34 protein-coding genes are annotated in these 25,958 nt (G+C 29.0%); 2 read left to right on the forward strand and 32 right to left on the reverse strand.

The genetic code is table 11. The features are described 5' to 3' along the window. Positions 1-99: 99 nt before the first annotated feature. Both ACMFBB_RS03230 and ACMFBB_RS03235 read right to left on the reverse strand, forming a co-directional pair. A complete protein-coding gene (locus ACMFBB_RS03230; protein ID WP_435263022.1) occupies positions 100-264 on the reverse strand; it encodes a hypothetical protein in 165 nt (54 codons plus the stop codon). 2 nt (positions 265-266) lie between these two features. Next, complete coding sequence (locus ACMFBB_RS03235) at positions 267-518, reverse strand: hypothetical protein (protein WP_435263023.1); 252 nt, start codon at positions 516-518, stop codon at positions 267-269. A 359-nt stretch (positions 519-877) separates the two neighbouring features. Between ACMFBB_RS03235 and ACMFBB_RS03240 the strand changes: the two genes are divergently transcribed. Next, the gene (locus tag ACMFBB_RS03240) at positions 878-1,114 is read left to right on the forward strand and encodes a hypothetical protein (RefSeq protein ID WP_435263024.1); all 237 of its coding nucleotides are present in this window, start codon (positions 878-880) and stop codon (positions 1,112-1,114) included. Here the strand turns inward: ACMFBB_RS03240 and ACMFBB_RS03245 are convergent, their stop codons facing one another. The 16 genes from ACMFBB_RS03245 to ACMFBB_RS03320 all read right to left on the reverse strand — a co-directional run bounded on the left by ACMFBB_RS03245 (position 1,115) and on the right by ACMFBB_RS03320 (position 13,571). After that, positions 1,115-1,327 carry a hypothetical protein gene (locus ACMFBB_RS03245; protein WP_435263025.1) on the reverse strand — a complete coding sequence of 71 codons (213 nt, stop codon included), beginning with the start codon at positions 1,325-1,327 and terminating at the stop codon, positions 1,115-1,117. A 501-nt stretch (positions 1,328-1,828) separates the two neighbouring features. Continuing rightward, positions 1,829-2,083 (reverse strand): hypothetical protein, encoded by a 255-nt coding sequence (locus tag ACMFBB_RS03250; protein ID WP_435263026.1) that lies wholly within the window; start codon positions 2,081-2,083, stop codon positions 1,829-1,831. 128 nt (positions 2,084-2,211) lie between these two features. Continuing rightward, a complete protein-coding gene (locus ACMFBB_RS03255; protein WP_435263027.1) occupies positions 2,212-2,424 on the reverse strand; it encodes a hypothetical protein in 213 nt (70 codons plus the stop codon). A 644-nt stretch (positions 2,425-3,068) separates the two neighbouring features. After that, on the reverse strand, positions 3,069-3,461 hold the full coding sequence (locus ACMFBB_RS03260) for a hypothetical protein (RefSeq protein WP_435263028.1): 393 nt from the start codon (positions 3,459-3,461) through the stop codon (positions 3,069-3,071). A gap of 292 nt (positions 3,462-3,753) precedes the next feature. Further along, complete coding sequence (locus ACMFBB_RS03265; RefSeq protein WP_435263029.1) at positions 3,754-3,963, reverse strand: hypothetical protein; 210 nt, start codon at positions 3,961-3,963, stop codon at positions 3,754-3,756. A gap of 56 nt (positions 3,964-4,019) precedes the next feature. After that, the gene (locus ACMFBB_RS03270; RefSeq protein ID WP_435263030.1) at positions 4,020-5,756 is read right to left on the reverse strand and encodes a terminase large subunit; all 1,737 of its coding nucleotides are present in this window, start codon (positions 5,754-5,756) and stop codon (positions 4,020-4,022) included. Continuing rightward, the gene (locus ACMFBB_RS03275; protein ID WP_435263031.1) at positions 5,756-6,235 is read right to left on the reverse strand and encodes a P27 family phage terminase small subunit; all 480 of its coding nucleotides are present in this window, start codon (positions 6,233-6,235) and stop codon (positions 5,756-5,758) included. Before ACMFBB_RS03275 ends, ACMFBB_RS03270 begins: the two co-directional genes overlap by 1 nt. Positions 6,236-6,345: 110 nt before the next feature. Next, positions 6,346-6,657 (reverse strand): HNH endonuclease signature motif containing protein, encoded by a 312-nt coding sequence (locus ACMFBB_RS03280; protein WP_435263032.1) that lies wholly within the window; start codon positions 6,655-6,657, stop codon positions 6,346-6,348. Beyond that, positions 6,657-8,039: a replicative DNA helicase gene (locus ACMFBB_RS03285; RefSeq protein ID WP_435263033.1), complete on the reverse strand. Its 1,383-nt coding sequence runs from the start codon at positions 8,037-8,039 to the stop codon at positions 6,657-6,659. The genes ACMFBB_RS03280 and ACMFBB_RS03285 overlap by 1 nt, the downstream gene beginning before the upstream one ends. A 2-nt stretch (positions 8,040-8,041) precedes the next feature. Next, the gene (locus ACMFBB_RS03290; RefSeq protein ID WP_435263034.1) at positions 8,042-8,785 is read right to left on the reverse strand and encodes a hypothetical protein; all 744 of its coding nucleotides are present in this window, start codon (positions 8,783-8,785) and stop codon (positions 8,042-8,044) included. Positions 8,786-9,126: 341 nt separating this feature from the next. Beyond that, positions 9,127-10,905 (reverse strand): RNA-directed DNA polymerase, encoded by a 1,779-nt coding sequence (locus ACMFBB_RS03295; RefSeq protein WP_435263035.1) that lies wholly within the window; start codon positions 10,903-10,905, stop codon positions 9,127-9,129. Between the two features lie 155 nt (positions 10,906-11,060). Next, positions 11,061-11,903, reverse strand: coding sequence for an AbiJ-NTD4 domain-containing protein (locus ACMFBB_RS03300; RefSeq protein WP_435263036.1), 843 nt, complete (start codon positions 11,901-11,903; stop codon positions 11,061-11,063). Positions 11,904-12,262: 359 nt separating this feature from the next. Further along, on the reverse strand, positions 12,263-12,412 hold the full coding sequence (locus ACMFBB_RS03305; RefSeq protein WP_435263037.1) for a hypothetical protein: 150 nt from the start codon (positions 12,410-12,412) through the stop codon (positions 12,263-12,265). 146 nt (positions 12,413-12,558) lie between these two features. Next, positions 12,559-12,882 (reverse strand): hypothetical protein, encoded by a 324-nt coding sequence (locus ACMFBB_RS03310; RefSeq protein WP_435263038.1) that lies wholly within the window; start codon positions 12,880-12,882, stop codon positions 12,559-12,561. A gap of 157 nt (positions 12,883-13,039) precedes the next feature. Continuing rightward, positions 13,040-13,360 (reverse strand): response regulator transcription factor, encoded by a 321-nt coding sequence (locus ACMFBB_RS03315; protein ID WP_435263039.1) that lies wholly within the window; start codon positions 13,358-13,360, stop codon positions 13,040-13,042. Then, entirely contained in the window at positions 13,302-13,571 is a 270-nt protein-coding gene (locus ACMFBB_RS03320; protein WP_435263040.1) for a hypothetical protein, read from the reverse strand. The genes ACMFBB_RS03315 and ACMFBB_RS03320 overlap by 59 nt, the downstream gene beginning before the upstream one ends. Positions 13,572-13,751: 180 nt before the next feature. Here ACMFBB_RS03320 and ACMFBB_RS03325 point away from each other — a divergent pair, with 180 nt between their 5' ends. Beyond that, positions 13,752-14,228 carry a hypothetical protein gene (locus ACMFBB_RS03325; RefSeq protein ID WP_435263041.1) on the forward strand — a complete coding sequence of 159 codons (477 nt, stop codon included), beginning with the start codon at positions 13,752-13,754 and terminating at the stop codon, positions 14,226-14,228. A gap of 323 nt (positions 14,229-14,551) precedes the next feature. On the opposite strand, the gene dcm is transcribed toward ACMFBB_RS03325, so the two are convergent. From dcm to ACMFBB_RS03395, 14 genes are all read right to left on the reverse strand, one after another. Next, positions 14,552-15,772: a DNA (cytosine-5-)-methyltransferase gene (gene dcm / locus ACMFBB_RS03330; RefSeq protein ID WP_435263042.1), complete on the reverse strand. Its 1,221-nt coding sequence runs from the start codon at positions 15,770-15,772 to the stop codon at positions 14,552-14,554. Positions 15,773-15,776: 4 nt separating this feature from the next. Then, positions 15,777-16,523 (reverse strand): Eco47II family restriction endonuclease, encoded by a 747-nt coding sequence (locus ACMFBB_RS03335; RefSeq protein WP_271412399.1) that lies wholly within the window; start codon positions 16,521-16,523, stop codon positions 15,777-15,779. A 367-nt stretch (positions 16,524-16,890) separates the two neighbouring features. Further along, positions 16,891-17,178, reverse strand: coding sequence for a hypothetical protein (locus ACMFBB_RS03340; protein ID WP_435263043.1), 288 nt, complete (start codon positions 17,176-17,178; stop codon positions 16,891-16,893). Between the two features lie 216 nt (positions 17,179-17,394). After that, positions 17,395-18,345 carry a toxin-antitoxin system YwqK family antitoxin gene (locus ACMFBB_RS03345; protein ID WP_435263044.1) on the reverse strand — a complete coding sequence of 317 codons (951 nt, stop codon included), beginning with the start codon at positions 18,343-18,345 and terminating at the stop codon, positions 17,395-17,397. Between the two features lie 143 nt (positions 18,346-18,488). After that, a complete protein-coding gene (locus tag ACMFBB_RS03350) occupies positions 18,489-19,070 on the reverse strand; it encodes a hypothetical protein (RefSeq protein WP_435263045.1) in 582 nt (193 codons plus the stop codon). Between the two features lie 8 nt (positions 19,071-19,078). After that, positions 19,079-19,324, reverse strand: a complete 246-nt coding sequence (locus ACMFBB_RS03355) for a hypothetical protein (protein ID WP_435263046.1) — start codon at positions 19,322-19,324, stop codon at positions 19,079-19,081. Between the two features lie 315 nt (positions 19,325-19,639). Next, the gene (locus ACMFBB_RS03360) at positions 19,640-19,789 is read right to left on the reverse strand and encodes a hypothetical protein (RefSeq protein ID WP_435263047.1); all 150 of its coding nucleotides are present in this window, start codon (positions 19,787-19,789) and stop codon (positions 19,640-19,642) included. Between the two features lie 77 nt (positions 19,790-19,866). Then, the gene (locus ACMFBB_RS03365) at positions 19,867-20,496 is read right to left on the reverse strand and encodes a hypothetical protein (RefSeq protein ID WP_435263048.1); all 630 of its coding nucleotides are present in this window, start codon (positions 20,494-20,496) and stop codon (positions 19,867-19,869) included. A gap of 37 nt (positions 20,497-20,533) precedes the next feature. Next, on the reverse strand, positions 20,534-20,701 hold the full coding sequence (locus ACMFBB_RS03370) for a hypothetical protein (RefSeq protein ID WP_435263049.1): 168 nt from the start codon (positions 20,699-20,701) through the stop codon (positions 20,534-20,536). 57 nt (positions 20,702-20,758) lie between these two features. Continuing rightward, entirely contained in the window at positions 20,759-21,397 is a 639-nt protein-coding gene (locus tag ACMFBB_RS03375; RefSeq protein ID WP_435263050.1) for a response regulator, read from the reverse strand. Positions 21,398-21,520: 123 nt separating this feature from the next. Continuing rightward, the gene (locus tag ACMFBB_RS03380) at positions 21,521-22,672 is read right to left on the reverse strand and encodes a tyrosine-type recombinase/integrase (protein ID WP_435263051.1); all 1,152 of its coding nucleotides are present in this window, start codon (positions 22,670-22,672) and stop codon (positions 21,521-21,523) included. A gap of 298 nt (positions 22,673-22,970) precedes the next feature. Further along, entirely contained in the window at positions 22,971-23,798 is an 828-nt protein-coding gene (locus ACMFBB_RS03385; RefSeq protein ID WP_435263052.1) for a glycosyltransferase family 2 protein, read from the reverse strand. Next, complete coding sequence (locus tag ACMFBB_RS03390) at positions 23,799-25,061, reverse strand: hypothetical protein (RefSeq protein WP_435263053.1); 1,263 nt, start codon at positions 25,059-25,061, stop codon at positions 23,799-23,801. Between the two features lie 143 nt (positions 25,062-25,204). Then, entirely contained in the window at positions 25,205-25,888 is a 684-nt protein-coding gene (locus ACMFBB_RS03395; RefSeq protein ID WP_435263054.1) for a hypothetical protein, read from the reverse strand. Positions 25,889-25,958 lie beyond the last annotated feature (70 nt).

Here is a 25,958-nt window from a genome sequence, read left to right on the forward strand (position 1 = left end):
ATCCTTACTGGATGTTTAAACACTTCTAACTCTAAAAGTAGTGAAGTTAGAAACATAGAACTAAACGTTGCCAAAACCACTACTAAAATTTGTAAATCTTTATACTTCGTCATGCTTAACTTTTATATCTTGTAAATACTTATTTATTACTCTATTAACCCTATGCTCAGACAAACCCGTTTTTTCAGCAATTACTCCCACACGGTTATCATGGGACGTCAAAAACAAATCTATTATAATTGCCGTTTTTTCATTTTCTAACATATCTATATTTTTACATATTTATTTTTAATTTGACGGAATGAACCCCAATCACTATACCTATACTCACCAAAAATTAAATAATAAAGTTCATTCGTTAAATCAAATGCCTTTTTTTGGGTTTTACAAAGCCCAACTATTTTAAAGTAATATTCAATAAAACCTTTAGTGGTCGCTAATCGCTTTGCAACATCAAAAGACATTGCTTTTATATTCATTTCTTGACTTAAATGTAATTGCATTTGCACCGAGTTCATAATATATTCTTTGAGGTGTTTATTTTTTTATTTAATTATCTACTGTTTTAATGGTTATACCTTATTAGTATAATGGTTTTCACTTATGCAATACTGCTGGTTTATACCATAACAACTATAGGTATTACATCTATTTTAATTATCTTTTTGTTTTACAATATTTGCATTATATTTAATCTATTCTGTGTATTAACAAAAATCTTCATATATTTTTATGCCCCCCACGGTAAAAAAGTTAGTACACAGTTTTTCTATTTATTTAGGATTTGTAGGGACTCTTAAATATACTCTTGGTTAGCTAACTTGTTTATTCAAATTTCTACACTTTTGTTTTATTTTGTTTTTATTATTTTTACTTTATGAAAAATAGCTATGATCAACTTAATATCGAATATGTAGAAACTAAAAACGTTTCTTCTTTTGTCTTGTACACAACTGTTATTTTAATTTTAATTTTCATATTCATACCATTAGCAGAATTAATTGATGTATTAGATTATAATTATGCTGCTCCAAATAAAGTACATACTTGTCTTACTGGATGGCCGTGGCCTTATGAACCTTTACAATTTAAATCACTTACAAAACCAAATTAACTACTGTTTTACTATTACTTTCTTCAATTCAACTTTTTTTAAATATTTACAAATGAAATAACCGCTAACTCCATTTAAAAAAACAACCTCGATTCCATTAATATTTTTAAAGCTATCAGAAAGACACTCAATTTTTTTGTCTTTGTATTTTGGGAAATTTGCTTCTCCGCAAGAGTGCATTATTACTTTATCCCCTTTTTTAATATTTTTCATATTCGTTTAATTACTATTATTTTAGTTTCGCTATTTTTGCTTTATGCTAGTCTTATTAATTTTCTTTCTTTTTTTTTCTATTTATCTATTTTTCTCTTACCATTATGAATGGAGGCACGATAAAAAACATTGGCATAAAGAAATTCCATATTCAAAACTCGAAAAGACACTAGGAAAAATATTCTCAATTATTATTTTTATTTGCTCCTTATTTTATATGATTAAGTTATTATAACTACTGTTTATTATAAATCTCCGTGTAATTCCAACATCTTCATTAGTCTAAACTGTTCTTTGGCCGGCACATCTCGAGAATATTTTTTTACTTCGTTTTCATTCAAATCATTTACTTCATCGCTACCACATTCAGGACATAAATCCTCATAATCATAAATGTGATTGCACTTTTGACATTTATTATAACTACCCATAAATTCCATAATCGTTCAGTTTTTATGTTAATATTTACATTTTGCTGTAGCTGAAATGCTACAGTTATTTTTATAGTCCAGCAATTAATTCAGCAAACTGTTCTGGATCATCGATTGTTTCCCAAAGTTTTTTAAGTTCTTCTGTTTTTACTTTAAGTGCATCTTCAAGTTTTTTAACATTTTGTGGTTTAGCTGATTCAACACCTGATTTAAAAGCTTTTTCTGCGATTTTTTGGTAAGTTGGTAAACCTTTATAATGCTTTTCAGAATATTGCTTTGCGTTCATAATTTCTACTGTTTTTTTAATTCTTATATTATCTTTCATTTAATCTGGTCTTTTCTTTGTAAGGTTATTTACTTATTTACGTCTATTAAAATCCTAAGAATAGCATCACGTAAATTCTTGGGGATTTTAAGGGGGATAAAGACTGCTGATTTTGGCAGTCTTTATTATTACTGTTTTTGAGGTTCGTAATTTGCTTCTAGAATTTCATTGACTGATTTAATATCCTCTTCCGTTAGAAAATCTTTCTCTTCCATTATAACTTCTGCCACTGGTCTATATCTTACACCTCTTGTTGTATTATAAGATTCATAAACGGTGTAATCCTCAATCCAAAAATGGTTGTGATTATGACTTTTATCTAATTTTCTTTTATTACTCATTATAATTACTGTTTATTATAAATCTCCGTGTAATTCCAACATCTTCATTAGTCTAAACTGTTCTTTGGCCGGCACATCTCGAGAATATTTTTTTACTTCGTTTTCATTCAAATCATTTACTTCATCGCTACCACATTCAGGACATAAATCCTCATAATCATAAATGTGATTGCACTTTTGACATTTATTATAACTACCCATAAATTCCATAATCGTTCAGTTTTTATGTTAATATTTACATTTTGCTGTAGCTGAAATGCTACTGTTTATTTATCGTCATATTATAACCATTCATCTATACTTTTAATTCACTTAAACTAATTTCTAAAAGTTTAATACCTTTATTAAATAAATTTGTGGTATGTTTTAAAATTTGAGATATATAATTATAATTCCCCTTAATTATTTTAATTGATTATAAGTTTACCCCTAAAACTTATAATCAATTCTTTTTACTACTGTTTTACTTTGTGTATATATGCTTATGAAAAAGATTCGAGATTTCATTTTTTTAATTCTTCTAGCACCTTTCCTTCCCTTTTTCGATTTATTTCACGGCTTCCAAGAAAACCCAAAGGGTATTTTATTTTTTTTGATAATACTTGGTTTATTATTTATTACGGCTTACTTTATAACTTAATAATCTACAGATTTAATGTGTTTACAATTAATTCTAGTGGTATTTCTTCAGTAACTCTAAAATGGAAACCTTGTCTACCAGCTTTTATAATTTTACCTAATTGAAATACATAGTACTCAATACCTTTTTCAGCTCCCCATTCTTGTTTCCCTGTACTTTTTTCCAATCCTAACAACTCAATTACAAATTGTGGACGATCTTTAGCATATCCATTTGAAAAAGTAATTGTATCTACAATTGGTAAATAAGTTTCTCCTTTAATTACTTGAGGGAATAGATGCCAAAACCTTTTATCCCAAAATGGTTTTATCTCTCGATACTCTTGTTTTTTCTCTCCATTAAGTATCATTTCAAACCATTTTCTTTTTAAATTCAGATGTATTGTATTATCGGTCATACTACTGTTTTAATGGTTATACCCTATTAGTATAATGGTTTTCACTTATTCAAAACTGTTGGTTTATACCATAACAACTATAGGTATTACACCTATTTTAATTATCTTTTTGTTTTACAATATTTGCATTGTATTTATTCTGTGTATTAACAAGTTTTCATAAATTTTTAACTTCACACAGGTTAAAAAAGTTAATACACAGTTTTTTGTGTTTATTTAGAATTTAGGGATTCTTAAATACATTCTTAGTTAGCTAGTCTTAATAAATTAGCTAACTTTTTTATTCAAATTTCTACTCTTTTAATAATTTATGTTTTGCTTTTGCTAACTGAATAACATTCTGCATCTGTTCAGTCGACAAATTCCATTCTCTCATCTCTTCAATCCACTTTTCAGCTAGTGCCTCTTCTTTAGTTGATATTATTACTTTTTGCCTTGGAGACGGTGGTGGATTTCTATTTGAACGAGAAACCTTTGGTTTTGATTTATGATAAACTTCCATGTTATAATAACCTTCTTTTAATATTTTATAATTTGATATTGTTTCTCTTAATTTATTTATCCGAATGTAATTTCTTCATCAGGATTATTGTATTTACTCTCTTTTACCTCTTCTATAGTCATAGTTCCTGCTATCGCCATAATAGAAGCTATGATTCCATCAATTCTAGTGGTAGATTTTGATTTATCTAACCTCACATTTTCATTAGTATCATAAATCGGAACACAACCTGAAAGCATCCATTTTAATATTGGGTTGTTTCCTACTCTCAACTTTTCACTCATAATCAATCTCATTAATTCTTTTGTTGGACTTGTATAATTCATGAGCGTTTGTGTAAATGGTGATAACTCTATATTTTCATTCATAAAATTTTGAACTAATACGCCACTAAACTTTCTATCATACTCAACATGCTTTGTTTTATGCTGATAGTATTGCTTTACCACTATCTTTTCAACCTCTGAATAATCAACCATATTTCCTTCTGTTGCTATCAAATAAGTATCATTATCATTTACCGCATTTTCTCGCTTCATTGATGCCCAATAACGATAAGGTACTCCGTCTTCTTTACTTCTTTTATCAATCGTTTCTTTTGGGCAAAAGCACCATACTTTTAAATCTCTTATACCTTCTTCATCAGGCTCAGAAATCATTGCATAAGCAGTTATATCAGTGGTTGCTGAAAGGTCTAATCCTCCACAATTACCATACGTTGTGAAATTTTCTTCTTTAATCGGTTTTTGACATTTATCCCAATACTCTGCATCTATCCAAACCGTAGGTGCATCAACCCACATATTCAAATGCTTGGTTTTAAAATTTGGAATCTTTGATGGTTGGTTCTTTGCTTTTTTATATTCACCTAATAAAAATTCCATAGACACGGTTACTCCTAAATTTGGATTTGCTTTTACCCAGGTACTTGAATCTTCCCAATCATCACCTTCATCTAAATCATGAATCATTATTAAAAAACTATCATCTTGATCAATACCTTCTAAAATTCGCTCACAACTTTCTTCAAATTTTTTGCAAACTCCATGAACATTGAATCCTGCAGTTGTAATTGTTTTAGTTAACGGTTGTTTTCTTGATGCTGATGAGCTTTCTAAATTCTCTTTTACTGAATCATCTTTATGCGCATGATATTCATCAATAATTGTGCGATGTGAATTAATTCCATCCTGTGTTTTTGAATCTCCTCCTAATGGTTTCATAAAAGAATTAGTTGGTAAAAACTTGATTTCTTTTTGATACACTCGGAAGCCTATTTGTTGTAATACACTTGATTTCTGAATAAACTCTGAGGCTTGACCAAAACAAAGTTTTGCCTGTTCTTCCTTGGTAGCTCCGATGTAAACCTCTGCTCCTTGCTCTAAATCAAAAGACATTGCAAACAGTCCATCACCAGCTTCTACAGCTGTTTTACCATTTTTCTTTGCTACTTTCTCATACGTGTTTTTAATTAACCTTACTGGCTCGCCAAACTCATTATACTTTTGCCAACCGTAAATGTTATATAACATAAATTGTTGATGTGGGGCCAGCATAAACTTTTTACCTGCTGATTTTCCTTTTGTATGAACTAAAAATGTTTCAAAGAAATTGATTGGCGCAAAACCTTTTTTATGATCTAACCAATATCCTTTTTTATTGGCTTCATCAAGTAAATTGAAGAAACGTTTTATAGCTAGTTTTATCTTTCTACCTGTAATTATTTTACCATTTTCAACATCATATGCATATTGAAAAGGAATAGAGTTTTTTATTTCTTCAGGTACTCTCATTATGCTCCGTACATTTTATTAACTATTGATGTAAATAAATCTAATTGACCATCAGGCTTTTCTTCAGATTTCAATTTCTGGCGGTCTTTAATACTCAACCCAAAATGAGAAGACACTTCGTCCAAGTGTTTATCTGCTTTTTCAATAACACTAACATGGCCCGATACATTTGTAGCTCCTGATTCAAACTTCTGAACTAGTCCTCCATTATATCCCTTCTCATTTACGGCTTTAATTGCCTGACACCTTGCATCCATCCAAAAAGCTGCTTTTTGCAAATGAGTTAAATCTAACTTAGAAAACTGCTTGGTTTTTAAAAACTCATTACCAAACCAATACCACCACATCACTTGATTATCATTCAATCCTGAAGCACTTGGAGGTTTTGGCAAATCTTTCAAAACCTCATACAACTCTTGCGCTTCTTTTGGCAATTCAACCACTTTGCCTTTTCCTAAATTGTTGTGTTTAACTTCCATTTTTACTTTGTTATTTTATACCCCCCCTATCTAAAAATTACCGTGAGTAAAATTCTATCTTGTAGGCGATGTACAGCGGATAATCCCTTTAGAGATTTAACCCCATACCCCTACTTTTCTTTATATCCGTGGGCTTCTTTTCCTGATTTACTATTATGACATTTACTACACAATGGTTGCGTATTATCTGTTGAGTACACCGCGCCACCATCTTCAATACGTATGATATGATCTAGCACCTTTGCCTCCACTACTAAACCTTTATCATTACACTTCCTACACAAAGGCTCATCTTGCAACATTTGCTTTCTAAAATTACGCCACCTTCTACCATTATATATCTTTGAATTATCTACCTTACGAGCGTGAACAACTCGTGCTTCTTGCCATGGTTTTCTTTTTGCTGTTGGTTTAGTTGGCATTATAAAAAGCTTTGTTCATTAGTACTAAAACCATCAACATACTTGGTTTTATCTTCTATGTAGCGTAACCCAACATTACCTAATGAACCGTTACGATTCTTCTCTACAATCAAGGCTGCATTTTCATCACCAATTAAACCTAACTCATCATATAAATCAGCATAACTATCACGATCGTACCCGTAATAATCAGGGCGGTATAACATTCCAATTACATCAGCCGCTTCTTCAATGGCACTCGCTTCTTTTAAATGATATTTCTTTGGTAAATGATACTTACTTTTTCGAACCTCTCTACTTATTTGACTTAATGCTATTACAGCAATATCTAACTCTTTTGCTAGGTTTTTACACTCTCTTGCTGCTTCTCCAACATTGATACGCAACTCCTTATCTCCTGAAAACATTTGTATAAAATCAATCACTAATAACTTTATACCATGTTTTCTTTTTAATGATCTTGCTTTACGTTTCATTTCAGCAACAGTTAATGCAGGCTTATCATCAATATGCATTGGTAAGTCTTTCATTTTATCAACTACCGTGTACAACGAATCAAAGTACTCAAGCTTTTCAAATCCTTTACGCATTAACTGATTCATATGAAAGTTTGATTCTACCGCCACTCCTCTAATTGCCAACTGCTTTACACTCATTTCCATACTAAACATTCCCACAGGTAAATCAGCCTTAGCACACGCCAACATAGAACACATAACAAAGGCAGTTTTACCCATTCCGCTATCAGCTCCAATAACAATAAAATCTTGTGGTTGCCATCCTGAAAAATGATTGTCTAAAGGAGTTAATCCAGTTGGTACTCCTGTTACTTCTCCGTTATTATTGGTTAATCTTTCTACATGTGCAGGTATATTTTCAATAGCTTCCTTCCAAGTTTCTGAAGAAGAATCACTACTAATTGAATCATCAACAAGCGATAATGAACTACCTAAACTCTCTAATAAATCAGTTGGTGAAACCTCATTGTCATAAGCTCTTTTTAATGTTTCATTAGCTATTTCAATGATTTTACGTTTCACATACTTCTCTACCAAAATACCCACATGAGCAAGTATATGAGCCGTAGATGCTACTTTTTGAGTAAGCTCTATTAACAGCATTACTCCCTTTTCTTTTAACTCGCCTAGCTTTTTTAATTGCTCTGCTACTGTTTGAATATCAATTGGGTAGTTAACATCAAAAAGTTGCTTTATAGCCTTGTAAATACTTTTATGCTCAGGCAAATAAAATAGTTCAGTTTTTAAATGATCAACCACCAACTCCATTGCTTTACCGTCAATTAGCAATGCTCCTAAAACTGTTTGCTCTAATTCAATAGCCTGCGGTGGAACGATGCCTGTTTTATTTTCAATTACATTCATAATTAGCCTATTCTTTTGCGTTTGATTGTTGGTTGCTCATTGTTTTTAATTACAGTAAAACTTCCTTTCCAACTAAATTTTAATCTTTTTAAACGACCCATTAATTTTTTTACTGAGTATTCAATTTCTTCCTCTTCAACTTTGATTTCAAAAAACTCTAAAAACTTCTCAAAATCTGGAATATCTTTTTTGTTTTGCATTTCCCAAATTTCAACTTCAGATGGAGCATTTTTATACAAAAAATGGTAGGCAGAAAAATCTATATATATATGATTATTGGTTAGTTGATTATGATACGTCGACGGATTCGTCGAACCTTTTTCAACATTCTCAGTATTAACAATGGGTGTAGCCGTTTTTTGAGGTTCGTCGGATTTGTCGAACCTTGTCGACGGATTCGTCGAACCTTGGCGAGGTTCGTTATTTTTGTCGAACCTTAAAAGCTTCTTTCCTTTGGTTGATAATCGCACATAATTATGTTGATTTCTACCCACTTTTATTTGCTCAATTAATCCTTTCTTTTTTAACTCTAAAAAACAACGATATGCTTTATTTGAAGTAGAAAAAACTAGTGGTAATTCTTCTGATATTTTCTCAAAAGTGATATTGTAATACACCTCTTTTTCATGAATTATTGAAGTTGCCCAGGTACTCAATTTAGCCAAAAATTCCAATTGCGCGCCCTGAAATAAATTAAGTTTGTGCTTTACACACAATGGCTGATTTACTATGATTAAATATTCCATTACACTACCTTTTTACAAAATTTACACTCCTCTAACCCTTCAAAAAAACCAACGCGCTCACATAACTTAGTACCCTTACACTTTGGTTTTGGATATTGTTTTTTAACCTTGCAATACTGTTTATTTACCACAACTTGTTTCTTTTACTTTACAGCATAACACCATAAATTAGTTAATTTCTTTTCTTAATTATTGACATAAAAAAACACCTTGTAAAAGGTGTTTTGTGGTAAGTAATTTGTTTTAATATTAGTTTTAAGAAACGTAGGGCAGGTAATAAACACATTCGTCTCGATATAGAAGAAATGCCCCATGTTTTTATATATTGTTATGCAAATTTTTTAGTACCAATCATTTTCATCCTCATCATCTTCTTCATCGTCATTTTCGATAGGTATCAAATTAAAGTCATGAAGTTCTTCTTCACTTAAAAAGTCAATAAAACTTTGGTCTATAACTTCTTTTTCTAACTTAATTTTAGTTTTAATTTGGTTTTCACTATTGTAAAATGAAATGTTCAAGGTTATTAGAATCTCTAAAAACTCATTATTCAAAATAGTTTTGTCATCTTCAAAATTTAGCCAATTATTTTTTATAGCTTCATAAATTAGTAACCAATTTTCTCCAGTACTATTTGAAGTTTGTAATTGGTCTTTTATTAATTTGATTTTGGGTTTTCTCCCGTCATATAAATTTTTATTAATTAAATCTAGACATAGTATTTTAGATATCGAATCCTTACTTTCTAAAACTAATTCTAAAACTTGTTTATCACATTTTATTTTAAAAGAAATGAATATCCATAAACACCAAGATACCTCAAAAGAATGATTAAGTATTATATGTTCTTTTACTATTGTAGTTAATACATTTTTTATTTTGAGCTTTGATTTATTATCAAGAAAAACCTCGTAAATCAAAATTATCTCAAATATTAAAGCAATAACACTGGTATCAATAATTAAGGTTTGCAATAAGAAATTTAAAAATATTCCCCATTCTTTATTCTTGATTTCTACATCTCCAACTTTGAAACGTTTTAAAGCATAATGAATTATCCAAGCTGAATTTTTCTTGTTAGAATTAATTGTCTGATGTAAAATATTAAAAAAATTTCTTAGCTCAAATTTATCTGAATTTACAAATTTGTATCTATCAAAATGGACAGACCATAATTCAATGTATTGGAAAGGTAAATTATTAATACTTACTTTACTTTCATTTGTCTCTAATTGAAATTCAAAGAGTACTTGCTGTATGATTTTCAGAGCATTTTCAGCATCATTTCTAGTATCAAAGTATAGATAATAGTCATCATAGTACCTTGTTCCTGAATGATTTACTTCCTTTAATCGTTTACTTATTTCAAAATCAATTCTGTTCCCTATAATTTCTGCTAAAATAAAAGAAACATCTGGACCTATAGGAAGACCAATACTCTGTCGGTCATTACAATTCCTAATTAAGTTATCTATTAAATCGGCAGACTCATATTCTTTAGCACCAATATTGTGTACATCCAATAGTTTTTTCCATTTTACTTTATCCGTTGCTGATATTTTAAATAATTTCTTAGCTTTTTCTTTACCTAATATAGCCCAAGGAATTGAATGAGTATAAATTGTTGAATAAAATTGAGAAATATCTAATCTTAATTCAATTTTTTTGTCAAAAGATTTCTCTATTAATTCGAATTTAAAATTACTCCAAGAATTACTTTTGGTTCTTACTGCTCTTTTAGCTCCTAATTCTATTGGTGTACTTTCAGAATAGTAGCTTAATTTATATGTTTTTCTTAATAAATCCCAATTATCTATAATTGCTATTGAAAGGTCTAGATATTGTTTTGGGTTAGGTATAGCAAGCTTTCTTCTAGAATATTGTCCTTTTGATATACTAAATATAGCAAGTTGAGAACTTGAATATTTACCATACTCCTCTCGATATCTTTTTCTAGCTTGTGTTTTACTTTCTCCAGTTTTTTGTTTCTTTTCTTTTTTTATTATTTTATTCCATCTCCTACTAATAACATAATGTTTTTCTGCGAATTGTTTTGTTTCAAAAGGAGGAGGTAATTCTTTTGGAAAGTATCCTTTTTCTAATAACTTTTTTAAATTCATTAAGAAATTTTTTGATTTTTAATAACAGAATTATCTATAAGCAGTTGTGTAGCTCAGTAGTTAATCTTAAAAGCACACACAGTATTGCAAATCCCTAGGAAATTTCTAAAATAGGCGAGAACAAGCAATTACTTGTAGCAATTGTTAGCAACAGTTTAAGTTTTAATTCCAGCTTTATTAGCTTTAATTATTAAATAATTTATAAAAGCACTCGAAGAAACTAAAATGTATTTAGCATCTTCAAAATCACAAGTTGATTCCTCTGTCAAAGCGTGTCTTATTCCATCTGCATCACTCGTATATCCATAAATCTGTTTAAATCCACGTTCTAATGAAGGATGTAAATTTATCTTACCTTTTATTTTATTCAAGGCTCCACCAAGACTATCTTTATCATTATTAGAAATCACTTTCGCAAGTGATTCTACCGCGGAAATTGACTCTTTGATTGAGTTTCTATAATCAGGTGTATTTCTATCCGCCATTTTTCTTAAAGCTGTCTCTAAATGTATTTTAACACCAGTTAATACAGAATTTCCAGTATTGGATATTGCAGAATCTATTTCAGTTATTTCAGATTCAGATGTAATAGGTGCTATAATTCCATTTACAAACCTGTATCCTGATATTTCTTTTTCTAGAATCCCATTGCAGAAGTTAATGAAATTATAACTATTTGTGGGTGATTTTGTTTTAGATACAAATTCTATAAAATCGTAAACTTCGAACCATTCCCAATTGAAAAACCATTCTCTAATTTGAGCTTTAATTTCAGCTGTCCGACTATCTAAAGTGTCAAGTGGAAGTTTAAAAAAATTATGCCATAAGTTTCTCAAAAATTCGTTGTAATATGAGTTATAAATCCATTGTTGATTAACATTGTCTAAATAGTAAATTTGAAAACCATTCCATAAACCATTTCGCAAGTCGTTATCAATATAATCTAATTGAATTGTGTCCTTTGCTTTTATAACTCCTATTCTTTCTGAAAATTTCATTTGGCTAATTCTAATTGTTGCTAACGACTTATATAGATAATAAAGCTCTCGTTTATCCGAATATTCTTCTGAATAAAAGGAACTTTTCCTTTTTATCTTTATATGTTAAGTTGTTTTTTTAACAAATATAACTTTTACAATTAATTATTTAAAGACAACAACAACCTTTTATTTCATTTTTATACCAAACAAAAAGTTGTTGTTATTCTTAAATTTTACTTACCACAATTATGTCAAAGAACTTTTCGGTTTAATTGGTACCGAAAACCATTATTTTATGTTGGCTTTTCTTTTCAGGCATCCGCATTATTGAAATACGGACACCTTGAAAAAAGAAAATCTAACTAAACAACATACTACTAAATTGTATTTTCTATAACCTCTTGAGTAGCCTCTACTACTTCTTGAAACATTGCCAGAATATCATTCGTCCAGAACTCACTTTTAAAATTATATTCTCGCTCATCTTCTAGCTTATTTTTTACTTGTTTAATTAATTCTTTTCCCATTTTTAAAATCTTTAAAAAAAAGACGGAAAGCATAAAAACCGCCTTGTTAACAAACCTTATCATTCTGTAAAATGAAAAACTATGCTTTTTTAACCTCTCTTTATGTACCCTACCACATGTAAGAGAGCAAATCAACTAACCAAATTTTATTCATTAGAAAAAGTGTATGTTTTATTCTTTTTATTAGTGTCATTTAAAAAACATATAAGGTCATATTTAGTAATAAGTACACTCTTTCCTTTTTTTGTTGAGTTTAGATAATACCTTTGTTGGCAACCTCTTTTAACAACACCTTCTGTAACCCAATATCTTATGGATTTTTCATTAACCTCACAGAATTTCGAAGCCTGACTAACTGTAAAAAAAGTTTCTTTACTTTGTTGCTCATGGTATGTGTTTATAGCAATCCTGTTGATGTTTTCTAATAGTGTGTTTAACTCGTCTTTTCCTATTATCAAGGTACTCTCCATATTTTTTAATTTTTATGAATTTTTTTTAACTTCTTTATATTTTTTACCTATTTTAAAAAACCTACTAACCCCAAGCCTCTTAGCTCTTGTAATATTTGTGAGTTATAAGCAATACCTATTTCTTGTAAAAAAGCCTTGCCTGTAATGTTTAACGATTTCATACTTTTCTTCTAACTTTTTTAACTTTTACTACCCTCATTCTGTTAGGCCTTCTCATTACATCATACTCAGCAGTAAAAAACATACTACATTGAATGGTTAACAAAAACACCGCTATAAATTGTTTTGGATCACCGAATGCTAAAACAAACTCACGGGTAATACCTGCAATACTCTTTACCTTTAATTTTTTTCGAATGTTGCGAGCATGGGTATGTACCGTGCTTTCGGCAACAAATAATACGCTAGCAATTTCTTTTTCAGAGTACTCGCTGGCAATTAAATGCGCCACTTTCTTTTCTTGTTTGGTTAGATTCATATTCTTTTAAAATTTTTTCTTTTTGCTCCTCAAAACCACTTGCTTTATAAGCAGCTGCTATACGGCTGGCACACTCAATAATTTTTGCATCTCCTTTTTCTTTACCAGACACTACCCTACCAACCCAGGTATAACTTTTATATCCAAAAGTTTCGCTAATATGTTTTAAAACACCACGCGGTAAACTTTCCTTTAACTCTGTACTCCCCATATAATTATCCTATATTTATGGTATTTTAACTATACTACATTGTATTCTTGTCGTATTTACTTACTTTTGAATAGTTAAGTGTAGTACATTACAAACATACATTAAAAACATGTATAATACATTATTTTAATATATTATATATTTATTTAATGCATTTTATACATAGATAATATTTATATCATGGAGAAAGAATTAATACAACGGCTAGATGAAGCTATTGCATTTTTGAAAGGGCAAAGAGTTATTAAGACAACTAAAAACATTGCCGAAAAAATGGATATGAATATTAATACAATCTATCAGGCTATCCGAGGAAATGAAAAATATCTAACTCATAGTTTCTTAAAAAAGTTCACACATGCTTTTTCATTGATTTCTTTTGAATGGCTTTCTTCTGGAGAAGGCTCAATGGTGATTAAAGAAAATAACTTCTCTTCAAAAAATGATATAACTACAATAAACGATAAAGTTGAAGAACATAATACCAACTTTAATTCCCTTCCAATCGAAGAAAAGCTAAATTTACTTTACACAAAGCTTGAAAAAATTGAAAAAGAAAACACCGAGAAAATTGATACTGTTTCAGGTGCCTTAGCTAGTTTATTACTTAGTGTAGATGAAATTTCAGATAAAATGAAAAAAATGGATGGGGAGTAAATTAAATTAAGAATTTTCGTTTTTTTCCTCTTTTTCCGTTATAATAGTACCAAATATATTATTTCTAAATCATTAAATTGACTATTGACAAACGATTTTTACAATAAAGTATATCTCTTATTACAAAATCTTGGACATAAAAAAACACCTAAAAAAAGGTGTTTTATAGTGAGTTTATATTTTTTTAACGTTGTTGTATAAGAATAATAGCGGATTTTATACACTAATTTTTCGGTTAAACACAGACCTTTATTTATATTCATTTACTATGGTTTTAGCGACTAAACCGCTATTTTTATATACGTTGTTACCCAACGTTTTTTTTATTCCATTCTGTTTAATAAATCAACTAAACTTAATCCTAAAGCATAAGCCAAATTAACAGGAACTGCATTTCCGATTTGTTTATATTGTTGTCCTTTTGCTCCTTGGAATTTCCAATTGTCTGGAAATGTTTGAATTCTAGCACTTTCTCTAACTGTTAATGGTCTTGTTTCTGTTGGATGACATCTTTCAGTTTGTTTCATTGCAGGTGAACAAACTATGGTTAAGGAAGGTGTTTTCATAGATAATCTTCTTGCTAGTCCAGTTTTTCCTCCTCCAAGAAAGTAACTTCCAGCCATATATTCTCTTTGTAATTCGTCAGATAAATCTCTCCAATAACCACCTTCAGGAACTTCTGCCATTATTTCTTTTTTCCTTTGAGGATATGCAACACCTTCACTTTTAGGAACATTCTTGTCAAATAATTCTCCTTTTTTAAATGCGTCAGCAACAGTTAAAACTCTAGTGTATTTTTCTGGAAATTTAAATTCAGAAACGTGTTTTGCTAAATCATTTCTTATTCCAACAAGTATTAATCTTTCTCTTTTTTGTGGTACTTTGTAATACATTGCCTTTAAAACCGTTGGTTCAATTAATGTATACCCAATATCTTTAATAGATTGTTTTATTACTTCAAGAGTTTTTCCTTTGTCGTGGGTAAATAAACCTTTAACATTTTCGCCAATAAATACTTTTGGTTGAACTTCATTAATACATCTTGCAAAGTCAAAAAAGAGTGTTCCTCTTGTATCTTCAAATCCTCTTTTTTTTCCAGCACTAGAAAACGCTTGACAAGGAAATCCACCAGTTACAATATCTACTTTGTTTTTATATTCTGAAAAATCTACATTTTGAATATCATCTTCCAAAACATTCCATTTTGGACGATTATATCTTAAAGTGTTACAAGCATTTTTTTCAAATTCATTTAATAAAACGTGTTCAATACCTGCTTTTTCCATTCCAATAGCCATTCCGCCAGCACCAGCAAATAATTCAATTGAAGTAAAATCTCTTTTAGGTTTTATCTTTATAAATTCATTCCATTTAGAATTGAATACCTCATTTGCAATATCGAATTTTAACAAACTTTCTTTGTCGTATTTTTTTACTCCATTTAATTTTACAGGAATTAGTTTTCCGTTATTTGCCCAAGTATTTAAACGATGTAATGGTACATTAAGTAAATTACTTACCTCATATTCATCTAACAATGCCATAGAATTAAAATTTTAAACCTTTAAAGCCTTCATACTTCTCAAATGAAAGAAGATATAAACTTGTTAGTAAATCAGGCGATAAATTAGTTAATTCTTCAAATACTGTGTTTTCTTTGTTTTTTGTTTTAAGACTATCTACAGTATCTTTTATTACTGTTGGTAGAATAGAACATAGTTTTTGAAAGGCAAGTTTATCTTTAGTTACTATTTCATAAAATTTGTCAATAGAAACCCTTCTGATATTTTCTATTGGTTTTTGTTTTTCTCCATCTATCGTAACAACCCAAGGAATGTTTTGACTTTTTTTAGCAATAATTTCAACTAGAAAACATTGTGCATCACTATCAGCAATTACAACTCCTTGCATTTTCATATAAGTTTTTGCACCAGAAGATGAATTCATTGTGTTATGCTTATTTTTCATTTCCACAAAGATTTTTTCTTTGGGGTTTTGAATATCATACCCTTTTTTAGGAACTTGCCAATCTTTCGAGAAATATTTGAATATGTTTTGATGAAAATAACCTATCAAGTTTGAATTTGTTTTATCTAGTTGTCTTAGGACTTCAAATTCAATAGTTTCTTTATATGACTGGTCGTAGACTATTGTATCAAAAGTTAATTTCACTGGGTCTATTAAGTTTTTGTTGAATTTCTTCAAATCCATTTCACAACTGTATGCTTTTACAGTTTCAAGTACGTGATTATACAGGTCTGTGTCAGATATAAATCCTAAGTTATATTGTTTCATTTCTGTCTTCTTTTTGAGACCTACAAATTTAGTTATAAAATTTATGATTGTTTTGAACACGGAAGTTTTTTTCAAATATTGGGTAACGTTTTGTGTATGATTAGTTGCGATTTTTTTCCAAATGTAACTAAAAATTATTGATGTTCAGTTTCAGCGAATACTTTCTAAAGTCACCTATAGTCCGCAATTTATTATACATTTTGTTAGCTATAGATTTTTTTCTCTTATGATATGTTTAATTGTAATAGGAAAAATCACACATTTCAAGAAGTCTAAATAATGTAAAATTCCATATTTTGTTTTAGAATAATTTATCTTAACTTTCTCATAAAATCTTATTGAACCCTGTGTAATTTCATCTCAATTTTTATCGTTGTCCAAATATTCCCCCAAGGATAAAGAAAATTGGAGTAAGTATTAAAAATGAAAAACCTATTTTCCTTATTCGTATTTTTCTATTTAACCTTTCAATAATTTTTTTGTCTGAGGTTAAAGAAATAGCTTTTCTAATATGTTTGAAACCATAATGAGGTTTGTCACAAATTATTTCTGAGGTTTTTATTTTAGATATAATCAAAGTTGGATTTGAAATAATTATTAATATCAATCCCAAAATCCATGAAGACATCATTAATATGGAAAATGTTTCATTCATTCTTTTAATTTATAGCTAACGTCTCGGCTATGATTAGTACGGGAATTAAAAAGCGATTAATTTCGAATTAAGCACTTAGCCAAAACTTTTTATTTTATTTTAATTTTTTCATTTTTAAAGCCAAATCAAAAGATTTGGCGGACTCTATAAAAATAGACTAACTTTTTGATTAAATACCAAAACCCCTTATTAATTATAGCCATTGTTATGTGTAGTTTATTTTGGTTTAGAGTCTATTTTTACACCATTTTCAAAAGTCATAATTTCGATTAACTTTCCTTCTTCATTATAATATTTTGATATTCCATCTGGTTTGTAATCTTTCACTTCAGTTTCCAGTTTAAGATTTCCATTCTCATAATAAAAATAAGCTTTGCCATATGAAGTAAGATTAATTGTATCTAACTTATATAATTCCATTTTTTTTAAACTTCCACTTGGATAATAAGTTCTACAAGTGTCTAAAGTCTGGTTATTCCAATAATTACAATGTTTTTTTAATGTTTTATCGTCATAATAAGTTTTATATTCTCCGTGAAGTTTTTCATTGAATCGATAATTTGACTCCTCTAAATTTCCATTTTCATAATAAAAGAATCCTCGTCCAGATTGTTTGCCCAAATTCCAGTAAGCTGAGGACTTTAAATTCCCGTTTTCCCAATAAAATTTTCTTTCACCGTGAAGTTTTCCGTTTTTAAAATGGATAGTTTCCTTAATATTTCCACTCTTGCTCCAATATCTTTTCCATAAGCCTTGATTTAATTTTTTTTCAACTAAACCTTCTTCTATAATTATTTTTCCTTTTGCTGAATGAAAATGTTTATAATAACCATTCTCGTATGTTCTGTTGTATTCTTCGTTGTTTTTAATCCAGACAGTTTTTATTAGTTTAGCTGTCTCCTTATCAAAGAATTTCTCAATTCTATTCGGTAAACTATCTAAGATTTCTATTTCTGCAAATGGATTACCATTATCAAAAAAAATATTAATTAGACCTTTTTCGTATTTCAAGTCTGAGTTATTAACTACTTTTTGCCAATAGCCTAATCGTCCATTTATTTTATAAAATATGTATTTTGAGTTTTTGTATTCAGAGTCATTTATATTACTGTTTTTACAAGAACATAAAATTAGAATTGTTATTATTAAGTAAATATTTTTTTTCAAGTACAATTTTTTAATTACACATAACGTTGTTGTATATGGTTTGTTGCGTGGTTTAGCACGTAATTTAGCAAATAATAACCGAATAGAAAATCCGCGAGGATTTTCGTAAGTAGGCTAGAACTAGCAATAAATTATATACGGTGTTAGCTGTAGTAATCTGTTCTATTTTCAATCGTATTCCAATCGTAATTATAATCAAACCACGCATCGCTAAAAATATCTTTGTATTTAATTTCTCCGTTTGATTTTATACAGAATATGTATTGGTCATTTTCGTTTACCTTGAAAATTAAAATATAAAAATTATAAGGTTCCGAAATTAAATCTCCAGCTTTTCTTCCGTCATTATAGACTTTCTCAAGTCCGCCATTACTTAATTTTTTGTCAAAAATTAATTCGATAGATTTTAGCTTTTCCGTTTTGTCACTAATTTCTTTTATTGCTAATGCAGTCGCTCCATCTTTGTCCAAAAAGACGTTTATTTTCTTTTTCTTTTTTAAAACATTTTTGATTCTCGTTCCGATTTTAATCCACGCTTCAATATTTTCTTCAATTTTTTTTCCGCTCAAAAATATTGTTCCTGCGATTCCTCCAATTGTTAATAGAGTGAACCACCAATCAGCTCCACTTCCAATATCAGCTTCTTGCTTTTCTATTTCATAATCATTGAATTCCTGTATTAATTCAAGGTTGTCGTCTATGTCAGATTGAATAAGTATTTTCATTATAATTTTTAAAGTTTTATTCCTCTATTTTTTGAGTATAATTTTAAAGCTTCACAAGTTTCATAATCTTCTTTTTCAATCGCTATTTTATTTATTCTTTTTAGAATATCAATTGAAGGTTCATTTTCCATATTTGTCAACGCTTCAACACTTTTTTCTTTATCGTTAATGTTTCTCAAAAGTGCTGATATTCCTTCTGCTAATTTATCTTGAGCTTGGTTAAATAATCTATCCATTTCATCTTTAAAGTTCATATTTCGGTTGGTTTGGTTTTATTACAGCTAACTCCTTATATAGATAATAAAGTTCTCGTTTATCCGCTTATTCTTCCGGATAAAAGGAACTTTCATTCCTTTTTATCTTTATTAGTTAAGTTGTTTTTTTTCACAAATATAACTTTTACAATTAATTATTTAAAGACAACAACAACCTTTTATTACTTTTTTTATACAAACCAAAAAGTTGATGTTATCCTCAAATTTTACTTACCATATTTATTTAAAATAAATTTCTGGTTTTAAGATGTTATATCATTAATAACCTTCAAAAAAACATAAACCAATAATACTTTAAAATTCAATTTCAAAAGGATCGCTATTAATTTGTACCGATTTTAATTGTTTAGAAAAAGAGGTTCGTAAAGCCTCGTTTTCAGCCTCAGAAAAACTGGGTTTCACTTGTTTAAAATATAATATTTCTTGTAGTAATTTATAGCTCATTTTTGGGTTGTTTTGGGCAGCAGTTTCCTAAAGGATGAAAAACATCCTTTAATAAAAAACTGTATATTTTGTAGGGGTTAAACGGTTTCTCCTTTGGTAATTTTTTTCACTACCTCTAGTACTTCTTTTCTTTTTTCGGGCTTGGAGTTTAACAATGCTACTTTTGATATATCATATATATACTTTTTAAGTTTCTTTTGGTTATGCTCTTTGTATTTAGTTATCCAAGAAACCGCCAATACAATCATAAAAGCAGAAAATATCGTCATTAAATAATAGGTAGCTTTACTATAGTCTTGATTTACTTGAAACACCCATCCTAAATAGAAAAGGGCAGTAAAAATCATTAGCCCGTGTAGCACTTTCATACCAAAATTTTTACGTTCTAAATAATACGACCTAAAGAGCATAAACATAGAATATATAAGTATGCCAAACCAACAACCAAATTTACTCATGAAAAAATGTATTGAACGAAATCCAAAAAATTTTTCATCTTTTATTACAGATTTATAGTATTTAAAAACCTCTTTTTTTTGTTTGTTTGCTTTCAAATATTCTTCATAAACTGGAGTTCCTTTTGCATAATTTTTAACTTTAGTTAATGCAACAGTATTATTTTTTTTAGCAGCTAAGGCTTGTTTTTCAGCCTCAAAGTATTTTTCACTAAAATCAGGAAAAAGCTCAAAGCAAAAAAAAGAAACCACCAGGACTAATGATGCAAATATGTAAAGAAAATATTTCTTAATCTTCGTCCTCGTCAACTGTTGATCCTCCGTCACTGTTAGGTGTGGTTTCGGCATCTTTTTCTGTTGCTTGTGTTTGGTATTGTTGTTCATATTCTTCAGTATTATCAGTACATGAAACAAAAGCTAAGCTGCATACAAATAGTAATAAAAGTAATTTTTTCATCTTTTTTGAGTTTTAATTAACTCATAAAGATAGCAAAGCTTTGGTTATGTATTTGGTTTATCTTTTAAATAATTTCTTTACCAGTGCTACGTTATTTGCAACGTTGTACTTATCTCGTACTCTTCGCATTACATCGGTAATGGTTTTTTGTTTTAACTCGCCTTCTTCCATATCCATGTTATCATCATTCAACATTAAACCTAACACCTGACTTTCTTGTTTGGATAACACTTTTTCTGATATATCAATTTTTTGTATCGGCTTAATCTCAGGCACTTCTTCATCTAAAACTAATTTAGTGTATTCAGAAAAATAGACTCCCCCATTACTCACTTCTCGTATTGCAGGTAAAAATTGATCTTCTATAGATTCACTTTTTAAAACGTACGATTTGATACCCATTTTTACAAGGTCGTTTAAAATACCACTAGTAACAATTCCTGAATACATTAAAACATTGGTATCCATTTTGTGTTTGCTTATGTACTTCATTACCTCTATACCATCAAAAATAGGCATACATAAATCTACTATCATAACATCTGAATTGTTTTTCTCTTCCCATTTAACAGCCTCTAAGCCATTTCTAGAGATATTAACAACTCTAAACTCATCTGACAAATCAAATAGAACCTGATGCCCTTCTATTTCAACATTAACATCGTCAACAACATGAATATCAATCACTTTTTTCATTATCAGAATTATTTTTTACAAATATAAACGGAACGCTGCATCCATTTTGTACGCAAAACCCTATATCACTTCAATAAATATGTTAAAGAAATGTTAAAACAATAGCGTTTAGCTATTAAAAAATTATTCTTTTTGTTTGGTTCTATAATACATCTCCCAATGCTCAAGTAGTTTCTCGGCATGTTCTGTAGGGGTTACTTTTATATAGGTTAGAAAACTCTTTTCTGTAGTGTGTCCTGTTATTTGCATTATTGACAAAGTAGGGAAGTTCATTTTATACAAGTTGGTAGCAAATGAACGACGACAAGTATGGGAACTCATAAGTTTATACTTAGGATAAACTCCTGTCTTTTTTCTATACCTGTCATTTTTGTTATCTTGAACACCTATAGATCCTTTCACTTCTTCCGTTAAACCAACAATCTTTCCAACTTCTTTTATTTGCAAATTGAATTTTATCTTAGACACAGCTTTAGGCATACCTCTTTTTTTTATAACTTCTTTAATATGATGATGTAAAGGTATAACCACCTTCTTTCCTGAAGTCTTTTTTGTTTTTTGAGGCTCTACCGTAATAAATTTATCATTTTCATTTATAACTGGTAAACTTAAAAAATCAGACACACGTAGTCCTGTCCATAAACCTATTATCATTAAATCTCTACAATTCTCTAATCTCTTGTTATCTGAAAAATCATAATTAAAAATCTGCTCTATTTCGTCTTCGTTTAGTGCTATAGACACACTTTCTTCTTTTAAATTAGCAAAAGAAGCTTTTTTATAATCGGCATGTACTGTATAACTCTTTTCTTCTAAAATCTTTAAAAAAACACGAATATTCTTAATATACATGCCTATAGTATTAATAGAATAACCTCTTTTATCTCTAAAATACTCAACAAGCTCATCATAAACTTTTAATGTAAATCCATTTATACGAATACGTTTTTTAACTTCCTTTTCGAATTCTTTTATTCTATTGTTTGAGTTTTTATATTCCGTGATTTTTAATACTGTATATTTTTCTTTAGTACTTCTATTTACAAGATCAGGTGCTTTTATAATAAAATCATCTACAAAATCAGTAAAATAAATAAACTGTCCTTTTTTTTCAGATTTGAACTCCTGCCTAAACCTATCTTTTAATATTTCTTTAGTTACTTCAATTTTATTAAGTTCTAAAGAAGTTATTGTTTTTTCTAAGAACCCTGCATATTCTTGAAGTTTCTTTTTGGTTAGAATTAAATCATCACGCCCACGAATATTTTTTGGCATTTTACTTTTATTACTCCAATCGCTCTCTGATATATTTAAACCAGTTGAAAAAACAAACCTCCCTTGTGTCTGGGATATGAAGTAGCGGAGTATGATTAAACTGTTTTTTGTAGCGTTCCCTTTCTTTAAGCTAAAGTACATAAATTGTCAGTTTGGTAACAAATTTAATAAAGTTGCCATAATAGTTGCCATAAAACAAGGTTTTATTTGAATAAAAAACACACTTTAAAGAGAATAAAAGCATATAAACCAAGTAATAACGTCGTTTAATGACGCTTAATAGTGATTGACTTAGTTTTTAATTATTCATAGCATGACTAATCCAACGTCTTGAAACAACTCCTTTTAATCGTTTGTCATAATGTTCTTTACTATCCTTAAATCGGGTTAGCACTGATGGAAAATCAATTTCTTTCCAATGATTATACTTTTTTCTTGAAGCACTTCCTGGTACTTCTCTAACTTTTAAAAATTCACCCATTAATAAACCAACAGTATTCTTATCTTCAAGTATAATTTTTTTTAATACTCGATACCAATAGTCAATTCCTTCATAAATAATAGGCTCTTCAATGTATTTAATTGATTCACCATACGATTTTCTTAAAATTACATTTGATCCTAATAAGTAAAAGTCATGCGATGTAATCACTTTTAGAGGTGTCTTTATGCGAAATAGGTAAGGTTTTATCTCTGTTAACTCTTCTTTTAGTTTATCAATTTTTGGATACACCCTATTGCTAGGAAATAACTTTATCCCTAAAACTAAAAAATTTATATTGTACAAAGACATTATGTTTGATGTTGTTTCAATCAAACTTTCTTTATAAATATCATCTGCATCTAAAAAACTAACAATATCTCCAGTAACTTTTGAAAAACCTACATTTCTAGCATACCCTATCCCATAATTTTTTTTTAACTCTACTAGTTCTACACGAATATTTTTAAAACAGTTAGGAGCTAATTTTAAATAATCTTTCACTATTTGTAAGCTATCATCAGTACTTTTATCATCAACGATAATTAATTCAAAAGGTAACTTACTTTGCGTTGCTAAAGAGTGTAATGTTTCTTTAATATATGCCGCTTTATTGTATAATGGAATTACAATTGAAAATCTCATTTACTTCATTCTTATAGCACTTGGAAATATATAAGCTCCACTATGAACATTAATAATACTTTGTTTTGATCCTCTATAAACTCCTAGTCCAAATGAATTTTCATTGTAAGCCATTAACATTCCAACAATATGAACTTCATCACTACTTTTAGTATTTTTTATAAAGAACTTTTTTTGTGGTATGTATTCTTGAACCATGTATTCACTCCATTTTTCATTAATTATCTTTTCCCAAACATCTGAACTACATTCGTTTTTAACAAACATTTCTACCCCTCTACCTCCACTACTTTTTTTAAGTATCCAATTATCCTCTGAGTTAATTAATTGCTTTCTGATTATTTCTATATCTAAAGTGTAAGATGGAATAAGAAATTTTTTCAAAAAAATATAATCTTCATTGTTTACATACCTTCTCATTATTTGCTCATCGTATAAAGCTGCTAATACTTTTTTATCATGAATTAAAATAATTGAACGAACATCATTTATACATTTTTTAGATCGTATCAACGCTTTTAAAAAAGAAGGTTTTAATTGCTTTAGCTCTTCCCTATCCATTTCAAGGATAAATTGAGTAGCTTCTTTAGATTCAAAGATTAATTTATCTTCAAAAACATCAAAATCATCTGGTAAAACATCTTTAATAGTAAATCCTAATTTTTGTAACTCGTTAAACATTAAATATGCTTCCGTTCCTTTTTCTTTATTGTGAACGAAATACAATATCTCATTTACATCAAAATTATTTGAAAAATTTATTATAAATTCTGACTGTTCATTAATAGATTCCCAATCAGTCTGCTCTTTTGGTTTTAGATCTTTTACTATTTCATTTATATAGTAACTAATCATCCAACCATTAATAGGGTACCTACACCCTATTTCACAAATCTTTGGATCTCCTAACTCATCAAAAACTAAATCTGGACGATACATACCAACTTCATACGGAGTTGAAGATGCTTCCATTAATATATCTTCGAGTTCTTTATCTAATTGATACAACTCCCGTATCATTTCATCATTAAAATAGTTTAGAACTATCATTTCAAAAATACCATTCAATAAGTTTGTCAGTCTTATAAAATCTTCTTTTTGACTAGAATTCATTACAACCGGAAAATTTTTAAATAGCGTTGCATCATGAGATAACGATCCTAAATACTTTTTTAGCAACAAATTAAAATTTAGCGCATCAACTCCTACCGATGAAAAACTATAAGGTTCTCCCTCTATTTTACTATTATTCTTTTCAATCATTTAACTTATTTTAAGAAGTATATTGTTCTGAAAGTTTTTTATTTAAAACCCCCATTACTTCAGATTTTAAAAATAAATAGTCTTCTATTATTTGCTTTAAATCGTAATGATTCAAATCTATTTCAAAAGCCTTCGCATAAGAATTAACCGCATCTACAGCATGAAAAAAATGATTCTTCTCTGTTCGGACCACAATGAACTCGTATCCATGCAAGAGCTCTATCAATTTCTACCTCAGTTAAACGGTCTTCATCTTTCAACCAATTCTCAAATAAAGGGATGATAAATTCTACTTCTCCATGCGTATAGATTTCATGAACTAAAGTTGTTAACAAACCTATCATAATGTCTTTATTACGTAACGAATTTTTATCCTTCCAAGCTTTAAATGCTATGGCTTCTTTATTTAAAAACACATTCGATAACCAATAATCATTTCCAGAAATACTCGTTGCCATATTATAGAATAATTTAGAATGTAATATTCTACCTACTACTGCTAAGTCTTCATCTACAATTCTATTTAAACTTGATACCGATCTAAACAAATCATATTCACTTTTTACCTGTTGATTTTTATGAATAATCATTGTCATACGATTACTTAAACCAGCAACTGTCATTGCACTATTATTAGTTTGACTCCAACTCTTAAAAAATATGTTTAATACTTCTTGGCTTTGCCTTTGAGATGTAAACTCTATAAAAGACTCTTCTATAACAGAAAGTTTGTCTCTTTGTAATGGAAAATAAGTAGATAACTGAGTTTTTAAATGAGAACTCTCCATTTGATCTATTACTGGAGAAATAATTGAAATTAAGTTCATAATAAGTACGTATTAAATTTTAGTTAGTTTTCTCTATTAAACAGCCTTACTTCTATATAACTATTTTATA

It is taken from the genome of Tenacibaculum sp. nBUS_03, from assembly GCF_051201695.1.
Taxonomy (GTDB): domain Bacteria; phylum Bacteroidota; class Bacteroidia; order Flavobacteriales; family Flavobacteriaceae; genus Polaribacter.